The 15,361-nt window shown below is 60.0% G+C and carries 10 protein-coding genes and 1 pseudogene; 4 read left to right on the top strand and 7 right to left on the bottom strand.

Annotated features, from left to right (window positions below):
- Positions 1-16 precede the first annotated feature (16 nt).
- Positions 17-2,977, bottom strand: coding sequence for an isoleucine--tRNA ligase (gene ileS, locus ACP90_RS23155; protein WP_062491912.1), 2,961 nt, complete (start codon positions 2,975-2,977; stop codon positions 17-19).
- A 380-nt stretch (positions 2,978-3,357) separates the two neighbouring features.
- Between ileS and ACP90_RS23150 the strand changes: the two genes are divergently transcribed.
- Positions 3,358-4,641: a glycosyltransferase family 87 protein gene (locus ACP90_RS23150; RefSeq protein WP_062490291.1), complete on the top strand. Its 1,284-nt coding sequence runs from the start codon at positions 3,358-3,360 to the stop codon at positions 4,639-4,641.
- Here the strand turns inward: ACP90_RS23150 and ACP90_RS23145 are convergent.
- The 3 genes from ACP90_RS23145 to ACP90_RS23135 form a co-directional block, all read right to left on the bottom strand.
- The gene (locus tag ACP90_RS23145; RefSeq protein ID WP_062490289.1) at positions 4,633-5,568 is read right to left on the bottom strand and encodes a DMT family transporter; all 936 of its coding nucleotides are present in this window, start codon (positions 5,566-5,568) and stop codon (positions 4,633-4,635) included. The two genes, ACP90_RS23150 and ACP90_RS23145, sit on opposite strands and share 9 nt — an antisense overlap.
- 248 nt (positions 5,569-5,816) lie before the next feature.
- Positions 5,817-6,815, bottom strand: coding sequence for a bifunctional riboflavin kinase/FAD synthetase (locus ACP90_RS23140; RefSeq protein WP_062490287.1), 999 nt, complete (start codon positions 6,813-6,815; stop codon positions 5,817-5,819).
- 185 nt (positions 6,816-7,000) lie between these two features.
- Positions 7,001-7,447 carry a MaoC family dehydratase gene (locus tag ACP90_RS23135; RefSeq protein ID WP_023002057.1) on the bottom strand — a complete coding sequence of 149 codons (447 nt, stop codon included), beginning with the start codon at positions 7,445-7,447 and terminating at the stop codon, positions 7,001-7,003.
- A 250-nt stretch (positions 7,448-7,697) separates the two neighbouring features.
- Between ACP90_RS23135 and ACP90_RS23130 the strand changes: the two are divergent.
- Together ACP90_RS23130 and ACP90_RS23125 are read left to right on the top strand one after the other, a co-directional pair.
- Positions 7,698-8,082, top strand: a pseudogene (locus tag ACP90_RS23130) (response regulator).
- 173 nt (positions 8,083-8,255) lie between these two features.
- The gene (locus ACP90_RS23125; protein WP_023002056.1) at positions 8,256-8,948 is read left to right on the top strand and encodes a protein phosphatase CheZ; all 693 of its coding nucleotides are present in this window, start codon (positions 8,256-8,258) and stop codon (positions 8,946-8,948) included.
- A gap of 201 nt (positions 8,949-9,149) precedes the next feature.
- Here ACP90_RS23125 and ACP90_RS23120 read toward each other — a convergent pair whose 3' ends face one another.
- Positions 9,150-12,275: an efflux RND transporter permease subunit gene (locus tag ACP90_RS23120; protein WP_062490285.1), complete on the bottom strand. Its 3,126-nt coding sequence runs from the start codon at positions 12,273-12,275 to the stop codon at positions 9,150-9,152.
- Positions 12,272-13,645 carry a hypothetical protein gene (locus ACP90_RS23115; protein ID WP_062490284.1) on the bottom strand — a complete coding sequence of 458 codons (1,374 nt, stop codon included), beginning with the start codon at positions 13,643-13,645 and terminating at the stop codon, positions 12,272-12,274. The genes ACP90_RS23120 and ACP90_RS23115 overlap by 4 nt, the downstream gene beginning before the upstream one ends.
- 201 nt (positions 13,646-13,846) lie before the next feature.
- On the opposite strand from ACP90_RS23115, the gene ACP90_RS23110 reads away from it, so the two are divergent.
- Complete coding sequence (locus ACP90_RS23110; RefSeq protein WP_158514211.1) at positions 13,847-14,419, top strand: TetR/AcrR family transcriptional regulator; 573 nt, start codon at positions 13,847-13,849, stop codon at positions 14,417-14,419.
- 28 nt (positions 14,420-14,447) lie between these two features.
- Here the strand turns inward: ACP90_RS23110 and ACP90_RS23105 are convergent, their stop codons facing one another.
- Complete coding sequence (locus ACP90_RS23105) at positions 14,448-15,323, bottom strand: TIGR01459 family HAD-type hydrolase (RefSeq protein WP_062490282.1); 876 nt, start codon at positions 15,321-15,323, stop codon at positions 14,448-14,450.
- Positions 15,324-15,361: the final 38 nt, after the last annotated feature.

Raw genomic sequence — 15,361 nt, 5'->3', positions numbered from 1 at the left:
CCGGGAACCCTGCCGCTCAGGCTGCGGCATGGGCAGCGTCCCATTCACGCAGGGCGGTAGCATCGCGCAGGGTCACATCCGGATAATCCGGATCGGAGCCGACTTCCGGCAGGATCTTCCAGGAGCGGGCGCATTTGGTACCCTCGGCAAGGCCGGGCACGACAGCCACACCTTTGGTGTCGCCGAGCGTGAACGCGCCTTCCGGTGCCGGTTCGCTGCTGAGCGTCAACTGGCTGGTGATGGCGATGTCCGCCATGTCCTTGCCCTTGAGCGCGTCCATCAGTTCCGCATCGGTGACATGCACGACCGGGTGGGCTTCCAGCGAGGAGCCGATCCGCTTTTCACGGCGCTCGATTTCCAGCGCGCCGGTGATCACGCGGCGAACCGTCTTGATCTTCGCCCACTTGGCGGCCAGTGCATCGTCACGCCATTCGGCCGGAACGGTCGGGAACTGCTCCAGGTGAACGCAGGCATCCTCGCCGTAACGGGAGGTCCAGGTTTCGTCCATGGTGAACGGCATCATCGGTGCGAGCCAGGTCACCAGGCAATCGAACAGCTTGTCGATCACGAAAAGCGACGCCTTGCGGCGCACGGATGAAGCCGCATCGCAATAAAGCGCGTCCTTGCGGATGTCGAAATAGAAGGCCGACAGTTCCACCGTCATGAAAGTGAACAGCTGGTGGAAGACCTTTTTGTAGTCGAACTCCCAGTAGGCTTCACGGATCATCTTGTCGAGTTCGACCAGCCTGTGCAGCATCAGCCGCTCCAGTTCAGGCATGTCGACCAGCGCTACTTCTTCGCCGGTGGCATGGCCAAGCGAGCCCAGCATCCAGCGCAGCGTGTTGCGCAGCTTGCGGTAGCTGTCGACGCTGGTCTTGATGATCTCCGGCCCGAGGCGCTGGTCTTCCCAATAGTCGGTGGAGGCCACCCACAGGCGCAGGATGTCGGCGCCATACTGCTTGATGACGTCCTGCGGGAACACCTGGTTGCCGAGAGACTTCGACATCTTGCGGCCGTCTTCTGCCATGGTGAAGCCATGGGTCAGAACGGCGTCGTAAGGTGCATGACCGCGTGTGCCGCAGCTTTCCAGCAGCGAGGAATGGAACCAGCCGCGATGCTGGTCGGAGCCTTCAAGGTAAAGGACATAGTCCTTGCCGCCGTCGGTCTTGCGCTTGGGGGCGAGATCTTCGCGCTGTTCCAGAACGAACGCATGTGTGGAGCCACTGTCGAACCAGACATCCAGGATGTCACGGACCATGTCCCACTCGTCTGCCTTGTAGTCGTTGCCCAGGAAACGCTCCTTGGCGCCATCCGCAAACCAGGCGTCGGCACCCTCCGCCACGAAGGCATCGAAGATGCGCTTGTTGACGGCTTCGTCCTTAAGGACTTTCGAGGTTTCCTTGTGGATGAACACGGTGATCGGCACACCCCAGGCGCGCTGGCGCGACAGGACCCAGTCCGGCCGGTTCTCGATCATGGAGCGCAGACGGTTCTGGCCGGCACCCGGCACGAAGCGTGTCTCGTCGATGGCGTTCAGTGCCCGCGTGCGCAGCGTGTCGCCTTCGCCGGACAGCTGCTTGTCCATGTAGACGAACCACTGCGGCGTGTTGCGGAAGATCACCGGCTTCTTGGAACGCCAGGAATGCGGATAGGAATGCTTCAACCGGCCGAGGCCGATCAGGTTGCCGCTTTCCTTCAGCTTTTCGATCACGGCCTTGTTGGCCTTGCCCTTCTCGCCCTTGTGCGTGATGACTTCGCAACCTTCGAAGCCAGGGGCATCCTTGGTGTAGAAGCCGTCATCGGCAACAGTGAAGGGGATCGCGGTGTTGATGCCGCGTGCTTCCAGATCGGCCCGTTTGGTCATCCAGATTTCAAAGTCGTCCGTGCCGTGGCCGGGTGCCGTGTGCACGAAGCCGGTACCGGCATCGTCGGTCACATGGTCACCGTCCAGCAGCGGCACGTCGAATTCGTAACCGCCGAGATCGAGCCCGGCCAGCGGATGAGCACAGGTCAGTGTTTCCAGTTCGTCGTTGCTGACGGACCGGACACGCGCAAAATCGGTGATGCGGGCGTTCTTGAACACTTGGTCTGCAAGGGCATCCGCCAGGATCAGCTTGTCGCCCTTCTGGACCCAGTTGTCGTCCGGCAGTCCGTCCTGCGTGACCTCGTAGAGGCTGTAGTCGATGCGCGAGGAATAGCTGATGGCGCGGTTGCCCGGGATGGTCCAGGGCGTGGTCGTCCAGATCACGACCGAAGCGTCCAGCAGTTCCTCGACGGCCGCTTCATCACGTCCGCCGGCACTTTCGACCGGGAACTTCACCCAGATCATGTCGGACTGGTAGTCCTGATACTCGATCTCGGCTTCGGCAAGCGCGGTCTTTTCGACCACCGACCACATCACCGGCTTGGAACCGCGGTAAAGCTGGCCGGAGGTCGCGAACTTCATCAGTTCCCGGGCAATCACGGCTTCGCTCTCGAAGCGCATCGTCAGGTAAGGGTTGTCCCAGTCGCCCTCGATGCCGAGGCGCTTGAATTCCTTGCGCTGGACGTCGATCCAGTGCTCGGCGAATTCGCGGCACTCGCGGCGGAATTCGTTGATCGGCACCTCGTCCTTGTTCTTGCCCTTGGCGCGGTACTGCTCCTCGATCTTCCATTCGATCGGCAGGCCGTGGCAGTCCCAGCCCGGAACGTAGTTGCTCTCGAAGCCCGTCATCTGCATGGAGCGCGTGACGATGTCTTTCAGCGTCTTGTTCAGGGCATGGCCGATATGGATGTTGCCGTTGGCATAGGGAGGTCCGTCATGCAGCACGAACTTGTTGCGGCCCTTGCCCTGTTCGCGCAGCTTTTTGTAGACGTTCATCTGCTCCCAGCGAGCGAGGATTTCCGGCTCTTTCTTGGGAAGGCCGGCACGCATGGGGAATTCGGTCTGCGGCAGGTTCAGCGTTTCGGAATAGTCGCGTTTATCTGTCTCGGTCATCGTCACGTCGATCCGGTCGTTCGGGCCCTGGGCCCGCGTCATATGTCAGGATGATTGCCGGCCCGTTTCGGGCAGCAACATGAAATCAGGAAGTCCCGGTCCCTGGCGCCGCATTGCCGCGTCAGCCGAAGGCCGGGCAAGTAATTCGCGTAATCGCGGTCGTCGGTCTGGCGACGACTATGAGAGCCTTGTGTTGCATGGCAAGGGACATAGCAGCACTTCGGCGATGAATAAAGATGTTCCGGCAAATCCTGTGTTGTTTGTCTGTCCGGCAAACGTACAACTTCCGAAAATCGGCTTCGGGTAACCGAATATGAATGTCTTTCGGTCATGGATAGGCCCGGATTGAGACGGGTGAGCGACGGACAGACCGGCAGAAAATGGCCAATCAGGTGAAACAGGCGGCAAATGGGCCGCAGGCGGGCGTAGACAAGGCAAGTCTCTGGTCTCGCGGTGTCGTGACAGGCGACTGGCTGAGCTGGGACCGGATCGGCTTTGCATGTCTGTGTTCCGCAATCGGTTTCACACTGGGCCTGTTGTGGATGCTGGTGGTGCCCAATACTTATGGCGCGCCCAACGGCACGTTGCTGATGGATTACCTCAGCTTCTGGATGGCTGGGGGCCAGGCTCTCAACGGAACGCCGGAAGTGGCATACAGTCCCGCTGCGTTTTCCGCCCTCCAGCAGCAGTACACCGGAACAGACACCGTCTTCGGTTTCTTCTATCCACCCACCTTCCAGATGCTGCAGATGCCGTTTGCGCTTCTGCCCTACAAGATCGCGTTTGCCGTCTTTATCGGGCTCACCACGGGCCTGTTGTGCCTGGCCTGCCGCCTGATTGCGGGCAACTGGCTGCTGGCCGCCTGTCTGATCCTCGTTCCGGCCTGTGCGAACAACGCCTTCCATGGCCAGAATGCAGCGTTGACCGCAGCGCTCTACGGTTTCTTTCTTGTCGGGATCGAACGGCGGCAGATGGTGTGGGCGGGCATCGCGCTGGGTCTTCTGACCATCAAGCCGCAGTTGGGCATCCTGGTTCCGCTGGCCCTTGTTGCCAGCTTCAATTGGCGGACCTTCCTGAGTGCATCCGTCTCGACGCTGGTGTTCGCTGCGCTCGGCGTTGCGGTACTCGGCTTTGGCACCTGGCAGGCCTTCTGGCTTCAGGCGCCGGTTGCCTCCGCCATGATGGAGCTGGGCGGCGTTGAATGGGTCAAGATGATTTCGGTTTACGGTGCAGGCAGGGTGCTGGGGCTCGGTCATCTGCCGGCGATGATGGTGCAGGCGGTCTTTGCCCTTGCCGCTGCCGTTTGCGTGTGGCGGGTCTGGCGGCGGACGGACGCCATGTCGGTGCGGGCTCCAGTCCTGGTCGGCGGCACCTTGCTGGTCACACCCTTTGCCCTTTCCTACGACCTGACGCTGATCATCATCCCTTGTGCCTTCCTGATCCGCGAGGGTCTCAGAAACGGCTTCTTGCCTTACGAGAAAATAGCGCTCTTCATCATCATCGGCCTGTCTGCATCCACCAGCCCGTTTGCGATCTGGCTCGGCATGCCGATCGCACCCGTCCTGCCGGTGATGCTCGTCTGGCTGGGGCTGCGCAGACTGCAGTTGCACGCCGCACATCCGGAACGTGAGCGCCTTGACGGCGCGGTTGCCGGATCAGTTTGAGGCCGCCTGCCGCAGCTTGCGCTCGCGGTGGGTGATGTAGAGCCCGCTTGAGATGATCAGGGCAATCCCCAGCCAGGTCGGGCCGTCCGGAAAATTGGAAAAGACCAGATACCCGAACAAGGTGGCGCTGACGATTTCGATATATTGCAGCGGTGCCAGCATACTGGCGCTGCCGCGTTGAAACGCGGAAACAACAAGACCGTGGCCAGCGAAGGAAATCAGCCCGATCAAGGCCAGCAAGCCGGATTGGGGTGCGTCCGGCATGACGAATTCCATGCCTTCGATCCCGGTCAGATATCCGATCACGAGACCTGTCCCAAGCAACAGTGAACCGGAAAGGCCCGCGCTGAACTGGATGGTCAGAAGATCGTCGCGAACGGGGTAGAGCCTGTTGAGCAGCAGGTAGAAGGAAAACAGAACGGCGGTTGCTACCGGCAGCATGCAGCCGAGACCAATCTCCGCCAGCGTCGGCCGCAGCACGATTATGGCCCCCAGCAGGCCAACGAGAATGGCGCCGATCCGCCGCGGGCCGACCTGTTCCTTCAAAAGCACCGCCGCCAGGATGGTAAGGACCATGGGCTCAACAAAGAAGATCGAGATCGCGGTCGCCACCGACATGTACTTCACCGCAGTGAAGAAACAGAGCGATGCCGTGCCCAGAAGAATGCCGCGCAGGTAGTTCACGACCGGTTGCTTGCCCCTCAGGTGCATGAGGCGGCCGGTGAACAATGCAATGGCAAGGCTGATCAGAAGCTGAAAGAAAAAGCGGCCGAATGTGACTTCAAGCGTCGGCAGCTCCGCGGAGAGATATTTTGCGGTGATATCCATCACCGGCAGCAGCAGCATGGCCGACGTCATCAGGAAAATCGCCATGAGCGGGTTCTGCTCGACATCCCCGGAACGCGAGGAAATGGATTGACGCTTCATCGTGCTGCAACCTCCGGAGCGTCTTCATCACTGAAAACCACACGCGAACAGGGATTTCGCCGACTTTCCGGCGATGGGCAATCGCTTGGGAGAAGGACCGGCAACAAGGAAAGGGCCGGGCAAATATCTCTGCGGTCGCTGGCCGCAGCAGGATTGCCGATCCATATTCCTTTTGAAGTTGAACGTCTCCCGGAGCAAGCCGGCAAACGCCAAGTTCGTCAGAAAAGAGAAAATATTCTGAAGGCTGCTCAGGCGGAAAGATCGAGCAGTTTCATGTCGAGTTCGGAAAGCGGCTGTAGCGAGCCGAGCGCGGCGCGGGCTTCTTCGCTGTCCCGGTCCATCTGGGCAATCAGTGCCTCGACCGAGTCGAACTTTTCTTCGCCGCGCAGATAGGACACCAGGTGCACGCGCAGCGTCTTGCCGTAGAGATCGCCAGCAAAGTCGAACAGGAACACTTCAAACAGTGCGGCGCCGTTGTCGAAGGTCGGGCGGCGACCATAGCTGGCGACGCCGTCATGCCAGGCCCCGTCGACACGGACCTTGACCGCATAGATGCCCTGCTTCAGCGGGCAGTCCTCGGTAAGGCTCATGTTGGCGGTCGGATAGCCGAGGTCGCGGCCGCGCTTGTCTCCGTGGCGCACGTCCGCCTCGAAGAACCAGCGATAGCCAAGGAGACTGTTTGCCTGGGCGATATCCCCCCGTGAGAGGCTGTCGCGGATACGGGTGGAAGAAATGACTTCGGCGCCTTCGTCTTCCTCGCGCTGGACGATGGTCACGCCGAAGCCGTGATCGGCACCGGCGGAACGCAAATAGTCTGGCGTCCCCTGTCTGGCCCGGCCGAAGTGGAAGTCATAACCGGTGACCGCGTGGGAGATGCCGAGCGTGTCGATGAGGATGTCCTGAACGAAGGCATTCGCCTCGATGCCGGCAAACTCCCGGGTGAAGGGAAGGATGAGCGCGCCATCGAGACCGCACAGGCGCAGCAGGTCGAGTTTCTGCTGTGGCGGGGTCAGACGGAAAACGGGTTTGGACGGGTTGAAGACCGTGCGCGGATGCGGCTCGAAGCTCATGGCATAGACGGGATGATGCGTGCCGTGGCCAAGACCGAGCGCGGCGTCGAGCACGGCACGGTGGCCCCTGTGAACGCCGTCGAAGTTGCCGATGGCAACGATGCCGCCTTTCAGGTCCGCCGGAAAGGCATCCAGGCTTTCGATGATCGGAAAGCTGGAGGGAACAGTGGAGCTCATGCGGCAAACCTTCGCGCAACGATACGTCACAACGGTCCGGTATGCCGGCCCGTCCTGCAGGAACACGTCGAACAAGGCGCTCCGGGTGGAGCAGCCCTGCCGACTTTGGCGTGGAACCTGCCGTCAAGCAAAGCAAAGGTCAAGATGGGGATGTGCCGAAGACTTGCCTTTGCGGTCGCTGCCCGTCAAAGACCGGATTGATCCTCGTCCCGGCCTGGAACCTTCACCAGTGCCTCGCCTTCCAGAACCACGGTGTCGTCGACGCTGCAGATACAGGAAAGGCGGGCACGGTTGCCGCGCTCCATCAGTTCCTCGACGGTGACAGTCACCTTGACGTCGTCGCCGATCCTGACCGGGGCCTTGAAATTGAGCGTCTGCGACAGATAGATGGCGCCGGGGCCGGGAAGGCGGGTGCCGAGCACGGCCGAGATCAGGCTGGCCGTATAGAGGCCATGGGCGATTCTCGTCTTGAAGGGCGTGCGGGCGGCAAAATGTTCGGACAGATGAATCGGGTTCCGGTCGCCGGATACTTCCGCAAAGCCGACCACGTCGGAAGAACTTACATGCTTCACGAGTACTTCGCTCATACCCACGGAAAGATCTTCGAAGCAGAGTTTTTGCAGTTCCAACATTACGGTTTCCGCCCTGATTTGTCTTGATTTGAAGTAGGCGGACGCTAGGCGGTGCAAGGTTTTCTGGCAATTGTGCTTTGGGCGAAGAAAAAAGCGCCTGTTATTAACGGTCTTTTCAGGGGCGGCGGGTAGATTGCGTTGAGTGTGGGGAGGTGAGGACACAATAATGTGTCGCTCTCCTTCGAAGTCATAACGCGTTTCCACCGGCCCACGGCCAGGGGCCGCGCAAATTGACAGTATGGAGTAGACAATGGCCCTTGATCTTCAGATGCCGGTCCTCGTGGTCGATGACTACAAAACGATGATTCGCATCATTCGGAACCTGCTCAAGCAACTCGGTTTCGAAGACATCGACGATGCTGCGGACGGCACCGAAGCTTTGGAAAAAAATGAAACAGCGCCGTTATGGCCTGGTGATTTCCGACTGGAACATGGAGCCGATGACCGGTTACGAGCTGCTGAAGCAGGTTCGTGCCGACGGCAGCCTCAGCAAGACGCCTTTCATCATGGTGACTGCTGAATCCAAGACGGAAAACGTCATCGCCGCCAAGAAAGCCGGCGTGAACAACTACATCGTGAAGCCTTTCAATGCTCAGACGCTGAAAGGCAAGATCGAGGCGGTCTTCTCCGATTGATTTCTTGCACTTGGCGGGGAGCTGCGTTGGGGCGCACCTCCGCCAGTGCCAGACGGATGTACAGGATCGGCGCGGTCTTGCTGGGCAGGCAGGCCGGGTCAGCTTTGCTGCATCCGAAAAGTTATAGCGGTTCCTGAGAATTCCGGATCCGCGCTTCGGAGGATGCTTTCAAAATGGAAAGGCTCGACCTGGTGGCCAGTATGAAACAGGAAAACATTGCCCGAGTCATAGACTTCCTGCAGGAAAACAAGAACAGGCAAGGTGAAGTTTCCCTGACCGACGTGATGCATCTTGCAGAAGTCATGTCGGGTTCGATGCACGACTTTCTGTCGACCGTACAACCGGCCGTAACGGAAGAGCTGACCGTCATCGCCAAGGAAATCAGGCGCATGAAGGAGGAAATCTCCCAACTGCGCGCCAATGACATGACTGGCAGCAAGATCCCGGACGCCGGACGGGAACTGGACGCCATCGTTGAGGCGACGGAAGAAGCCACCAACACCATCATGGAAGCGGCCGAAGAGATCATGGGCGCCGATGCCAGCGACCAGGAAGCCTATCAGGAGCTGGTCAGCAACAAGATGATCAGCATCTTCGAGGCTTGCACCTTCCAGGACATTACCGGCCAGAGAATTTCGAAGGTGGTCGCAACACTGCGTTACATCGACGAGCGTGTGACTTCCTTCATCGAACAACTGCGTATTCCGGAAGATCTCGATGCGACGCTCGTCGAGACAGAGTCGGAGCGCCGCAAGCGCGAGCTGATCCTCCATGGTCCGCAGCATTCAGGAGAAGGTGTTTCGCAGGATGATATCGATGCCCTTCTGGGCGGCGCACAGGCGGATATCGACAAGCTGTTCGACTGATCCGGACTGAAAAAAAACGATTTCGAAGGGCTCTCCATTGGAGGGCCCTTTTTGGTTGTGAACTTTCTCTCCTTCGTCATCCCATGGCTTGACCATGGGATCCATGCCGTTTGGTCTCCAGTCGGATTGGCCTTGTGCGGGTCAAGGCAACGGCTTGGACTGCAGGGTAAGCCCTGCAGCGACGACGTCGGAGAGGAGCATCTATTCGGCGGCCGCCAGCTTCTCCCGATGCGCCTTGCGTTCCCGGGCGAGTGAGGTCAGGTCAAAATCGTCGAGGATGGTATAGAACGCCGGAACCACGAAGACGATCATGAGTGTCGTGCCGATCAGTCCGAAGGAGATCGAAGTCACCAGCGGGGTCAATACCTGCGCCTGGGGGCTTGTTTCGAACAGCAGCGGCAGCAGGCCGACGATTGTGGTCACCGACGTCAGCAGGATCGCGCGGAACCTGGCCTTGGCACCCAGTGGAGCGATCTCTGCAACGCTTTCCAAAGAAGGGTCGTGCTCGTCCTTGATGAACTGGACCAGCAGGATTGAATCGTTGACCACGATCCCGGCTAGCGAAATGAAACCCAGCATGCTTGGCATCGCAAAGTCGATGCCCATCAGGAAGTGCCCCCAGACCGCGCCAATCAACGCCATGGGGATGAGCGTCATCACCACGACCGGTTCGCTGTAGCTGCGGAACTGGAAACTCAGCAGGATGAACACGAAGATCAGGCCGGTGCCGAGTGCCTTGACCATGGACGCCTGCGTCTTGGCGCCTTCCGCATTCTGCCCCTCGGTCGAAGTGCTCAATCCGGGGTATTTTTCGAGGAGTTGCGGCAGGTATCTCGTTTCCGTGTCCTTGACGACTTCGTTGGCATTGGCAACACCGAGAAGAACGTCGCCGGTGACCGTCACGGTCGGTACCCGGTCAATACGATTGATCCGCGTGAAGCTGCGGTCGGACCGGATGTCGGCGACGGAGCCGAGCGGGACCCGGTGACCAGAAGGGGTCTCCACGGTGAAGAGTTCGAAATCGCCAAGGCTGTTGCGGTCGCTGCCGGCAAGGCGGACATCGACCTCGAAGCTTTCCGAACCGACTTGCACCTCATCGGCGGTAATGCCGTTGTAGGCCCCTCTCAGCTGGTCGGCGATCGCCTTGGCATCAAGGCCGACCGCCCCGGCTCCGTCCTTGAGAGACAGGGCCAGTTCCGGTTTTCCGAGGCTGAGATCGTCGGAAATGTTGTAGACGCCGTCATAGCCCTTGAGCCAGGCCTGAAGCTCTTCAGAAGCCTGGTCGAGCAATTGCAGGTCATTGTGGGCCAGGCGCAATTCGATGGCGCGTCCCGCCGGACCGATGCTGGATTCGGTGAGAATGATGCGCCGGACGTCGAGCGTTTCGGGCAGTTCCTGGCGCCAGACTTTCAGGATCTCCTGGTTGCCTGCGTCACGAACGGGCCCGTCCAGCAAATCAATGTCGATGGTCGCCAGATGTGCTCCGCTGGTGCCGGCATCGCTGTTTTCGTTGAACCGCACCAGTATGTTCTTGAGGAGGGATGTTCCATCCGGATTGCGCGGCGACAGCGCCGCATCGGTGCGTTCCAGCGCACTGATTGCCTCTGTCACGACCTTGCGTGTGTCGGCGAGCGTCGCACTTGCCGGCAGTTCGATCCGCGCTTCGATCTGGTCGCCTTCCACGTTCGGAAAGGCCTGGAATTTCACGACGCCGCCGGCCAGCAGCGAGACAGAAGCAAGGAAAAGCATGAAGCAGGCACCGATGACAAAATAGCGGTTCCGCACAGACCATGTGGCACAAGGACCGATCACATGCTCCCGCGCCCACCCGACACCGCTTTCCGCCTTGCGGGTTACCCAGTTCGGGGTGTCGCGCGTAGCGCCATGGGACAGGTGGTTGGGCAGGATCAGAAAGGCTTCGACCAGCGACACGGCCAGAACCAGCAACATGACCATCGGGATCACGCGCAACAGGTCGCCAAGGTCGCCCTCGATAAAGGCAAGTGCACCGAAAATGGCGGTGGTCGTGGCAAACGAAGACAGCACACCCGGGGCGACCTGCCGCGTTCCCTGCACGGCGGCCTCCAGGGGACTGAGCCCTTTCTGGCGCCGTGTCGCGATGTTTTCTGAAATCACGATGGCGTCGTCCATCATGATGCCGACCACGATCAGCATGGCCACCATCGACAGCATGTTGATCGTCAGCCCCAGAATGGACATTGCGGCGAGCGCGCCCAGAAAGGACACCGGCAGGCCCATGCCGATCCAGAATGCCTGTCGCCCGCCGAAGAAGATCCACATGGCCGCAACGACAAGCGCCAGTCCCTGGAGAGAATTGTTGACCAGCATCCACAGGCGATCCTTCAGGATGATCGAGCCGTCGTTGATGATGGTCAGGGTGATGCCTGGGGCAGTACGGGCCTGTTCCTCGTCGACGAATTCCTGCACCCGCTCCACCACCTTGATCAGGTCGTCACTGCGGGTCATGGAAATGTCGAGAACAGCGGCCAACCTGCCGTTCAGCCGGGTTTCGACCTCTTCGTCCTCGAAGAGATCACTGATCGTGGCAATGTCGCCCAGCTTGATCTGGCCGCCTTGCGGGGAAGAGGCGACAATCACCGACGCATAGGCATCCGCGGCAAGGCGCTCGTCGGCGAAACGCAGCAGGATCGAGCCGCCTACAGTCGTGATCTCTCCAGAGGGAGCACTGACATTCTGCCTGGTGAGGGCATTTGCGATTTCCGAGAGGGTTAGCCCAACTTCACGCGCGGCGGCGTCGCGCACCTCGATGCGGAACTGCCGGTCAGAGAAGCCGGAAATCTCGACCTGGGGTATGCCGCCGAACTTCAGCATGCGGTCCTTCACCGCTTCGGCGTAGTTCTTCAGCTGCGGCTTGTCGTCAATTCCGGTGATGACGATGGAGGTCGCCTCGCTCAGGCGGCCCGCCTCTTCGATGATCGGGTCTTCAACGCCCTCGGGGAAATCATCGATCGCGTTGATCTCGCGGTCGATATCCAGCATCAGCTGGTCGATGTCCTTGCCTTCCATGATCTTGACGGTCGCAAGTGCGAGGTTTTCCCGGGAATCGCATTTGAGTTCGTCGATGTTCTCGATCCCGTCGAGTGCATCCTCGATGCGCCGGCAAACAGTGCGTTCGACATCGGCTGAGGTCGCTCCGGGATAGGCGACTGTCACGGTAATCCGTTTTATCGGGATCTGCGGAAAGGTTTCCAGCAGAAGACCCGGAAGGTTGAGCAGTCCGAGAATGATGAAACCGGCCATCAACAGATTGGCGGCAGTTGGGTGCTGGGCGAAGTAGCGGATCATGGCTGGTCCTCACCGTTGAGGGCATCCGTGCTCGCCATTCGCTTCAAACCTGCCTTTACGGCTTCGTCTTCGACAGGCTTCAGCAACATGCCTTCGATCACCGGGGACACATCGCTGACGATGACCTTGCTTCCAGCTGGCAGATCCGTTCCCAGAACGACGATATCATCGAAGCGGAAGGCGATTTCGACCGGCACCGTAACCAGTCGGCTGTCGGGCGAGACAGTCATGATCCTGCCACTGTGGACCGCGTTGCGCGGCAACACGATCTGATCGGCCACGGGCGGTGCGGACAGCTCAACCTCGGTAAACATGCCTTTGACCAATGGCGGCTTTATACCCGGCCGGATGGTGTCATAGGGCTTGTCCACGCTTACGATCAGTCCGATGGAGCGGGTGTCCGGATCCACCGTGTCGCTGACCCGCTTGACGTGCGCATCCCAGACGGCGGTCTCTCCGACGGATCCGACCCTTACCTTGGCTTTCAGCCGGTCAAGCGAATGCCGTGCCCGGATGACACCTTCTTCCGTTTCCAATTGTCCGGGAAAGGCCAGATTGGCAAATCCGGCCATGTTGCCAGGACTGATCTGAACGTCGATGTCGGCTGCGTCGATGCCGTCAAGTTCACCGATAGAGCTGCCGGCACCGACATACTGGTCGATCTCTACATTGACCTTTGAAACCCTGGCATCGAAGGGAACACGGATCGTGGTGCGGGCAAGGTTCAGCTTTGCGGTTTCCAGACGAACCTCGTTCTTGGCCTTTACCTGCTCCAGTGCCTTGCGCTTCACCGGGTTGAGCGCAATCTCGTTCTCAAGGTCCTGAACCCGCGACTTTTGCTGAAGCACCGTGCCTTCCTGGTTTTCGACCAGCTGATCGGAGGCGACCTTGCGTTCCTGAAGCGTTTTCAGCCGGGCCAGCTCACGCTGTTCCAGGTCGAGGACCGATTTGGCAATCGCCAGGGATTGTTTCTGTGTATCCAGGGTAACGGCCAGCTCTTCAATATCCACATCGGCACTGGCGATATCGCTCTGCGCCTCGGCAATCTCCAGCTCGTAGTCTTCCGGTGCGAGTGTCACCAGAATCTTGCCTTCCGGGATGAATTCACCGCGTTTGAAATCCGGATTGATGTAGGTGACCCGGCCGGACACCTGCGCGATGGCATCAAGTGTATGGGCCGGATCGACCGTGCCGTACCCGGTTACGCGCGGCACGAAGTCCTGAGGCTCGACCGTGACGACACGCACGAGCGTCGACGTTTCCCCGATGTCGGTGCGCTTGGGTGCTTCGCGCCCGCTCACAGCATAAACCAGCACTGCCGCACCGGCGATCACGGGGGGAAGGATCAGGGCTTTTCGCAACAGCGACACGGCGGCTCTCCTGGCAATGTTCGCTCGGCGGGCTGCAGACCTCCGCCGACCACAATTCTTTTAATGCAAGTCCAAACTTGCAAATAGTGATGATCCAATTTTATTGCAAGCGATTGCTTGCATTTGCACCCTGTTTGGCATTAGGTGCGACGGAATGTCTTCCGGAAAATTGAGGGCGCGCTCGGCGCGTTTGGCGGCCAAGTGCCTAGAAATGTAGATGTTTCAGAAATCTATTCCGCAACCGTCGCACTGTTTTGCGAGCGCGGGTTCAGCGGAACCACCACCAAGGAAATAGCGGACAGGGCAGGGGTGAACGAAGTCACGCTGTTTCGCCGTTTCGGGTCGAAGGCAGGTTTGATCGAGGCCGCCATCGGTGACACGCTATCCGACGTCTCGTTCGGCAAGATGTTGCCGGGGGAAGACGTAAAGGCCGATCTTCTGGAAATCGTGCGCAATTATCTGGAGACCTACCGCAAGCACAGCGGGCTTGCCCTGACGCTGTTTGCGCAGGTGCCCCAGCATCCTGAACTGCGAGCGGTGACACCCTTCCTGCTGAAAAACCTGCAGGGCGTAGCCCGCACATTGGCAAAGCATCAGAGCAGCGGGCGGCTCAAGCCAGGCGATCCGGTCAGCTTCGCCGTTGCGCTCATCGCGCCGCTGGCCGTCATGGGTTTCATGAAGGAGATGGGCCTGGGGACAGGCCACGAAGGTCTGGACGTGGAAAATTACGTCCAGACCTATTTGCAGGGGCATGGCCCCGATACGGGACGTTAAATGAGCCCGCTAGCAATACTGTGCGCGCTTACCACCAAAGACGCGGCAGGGCAGCACGTGCGCGCAGGCCTTCTTCAGCCAGACGGCGGCGGATCAGATGTTCGTCCGGCGCGTCGCTCGGGCCGAAGTCGGAGGCATGGATGCCAGCGGTGATGAACAGAACGTCGAGATCCTGAGACACCGCACCGCGGATATCGGTCGGCAGGCCGTCGCCGATGGCCAGGACGTCTTCCTTGGCGACGTCTTCGCCCGCCAGCGTCGCGAGGCGCTTCATTGCCGCGTCGTAGATGGGGGCATGCGGTTTGCCGAGAATGGCCACTTCGCCGCCGAGATCTTCATAAAGACGGGCAAGGGCACCGGCGCACCAGATCAGGCGCTCGCCGCGCTCCACCACGATGTCGGGGTTGGCGCAGATCATCGGCAGGCCGCGTTCGGCCAGCTTCTGCAGCCGGTCGCGGTAATCGTCAGGCGTTTCGACCTCGTCGTCTTCCAGCCCGGTGCAGCTGATGCCTTCCGCTTCCTCGTCATTGGTGGTGAAGGTGGCTTCAAGGCCGTGATACAGCGGCTGGTCCCGGTGCGGACCGATGTGCAGGAGCGTCTTTTTGCCCTGAGCCACAAGGATCTCGCGGGTCACGTCGCCGGACGTGACGATGTCGTCGTAGGTTCCCTCCGGCACGCCAAGAGCGGCCAGCATTTCACCAACCTGCTTTGCAGGGCGCGGGGCATTGGTGATGAGGACCACCTTGCCACCGGCTTCCTCGCGAAAGGCCTTGAGGGCTTTGTGCGCGCCTTCAAAAGCCGATACACCGTTGTGCAGCACGCCCCACACGTCACACAGGATGCCCTTGTAGGACGGGGCGAGGGTGCGGAGCCCCTCAACAAGAAGCGGTGCAGAAACTGTCATGGCGGGTCACTCGGATCTGGGTAGGTCTGATAAGCTTT

It is taken from the genome of Labrenzia sp. CP4 (genome assembly GCF_001579905.1).
Taxonomy (GTDB): domain Bacteria; phylum Pseudomonadota; class Alphaproteobacteria; order Rhizobiales; family Stappiaceae; genus Roseibium; species Roseibium algicola.
The sequence above is the reverse complement of the archived record's forward strand: the minus strand, read 5'-3'. Positions and strand labels throughout refer to the sequence as shown.

Excerpts from the sequence above, each read along its gene's own strand:
- ACP90_RS23125 (WP_023002056.1), top strand. The coding sequence starts at position 8,256 with ATGGAAAGGCTCGACCTGGTGGCCAGTATGAAACAGGAAAACATTGCC.
- ACP90_RS23120 (WP_062490285.1), bottom strand. The coding sequence starts at position 12,275 with ATGATCCGCTACTTCGCCCAGCACCCAACTGCCGCCAATCTGTTGATG.
- ACP90_RS23150 (WP_062490291.1), top strand. The coding sequence starts at position 3,358 with ATGGCCAATCAGGTGAAACAGGCGGCAAATGGGCCGCAGGCGGGCGTA.
- ileS (WP_062491912.1), bottom strand. The coding sequence starts at position 2,977 with ATGACCGAGACAGATAAACGCGACTATTCCGAAACGCTGAACCTGCCG.
- ACP90_RS23135 (WP_023002057.1), bottom strand. The coding sequence starts at position 7,447 with ATGTTGGAACTGCAAAAACTCTGCTTCGAAGATCTTTCCGTGGGTATG.
- ACP90_RS23145 (WP_062490289.1), bottom strand. The coding sequence starts at position 5,568 with ATGAAGCGTCAATCCATTTCCTCGCGTTCCGGGGATGTCGAGCAGAAC.
- ACP90_RS23140 (WP_062490287.1), bottom strand. The coding sequence starts at position 6,815 with ATGAGCTCCACTGTTCCCTCCAGCTTTCCGATCATCGAAAGCCTGGAT.
- ACP90_RS23105 (WP_062490282.1), bottom strand. The coding sequence starts at position 15,323 with ATGACAGTTTCTGCACCGCTTCTTGTTGAGGGGCTCCGCACCCTCGCC.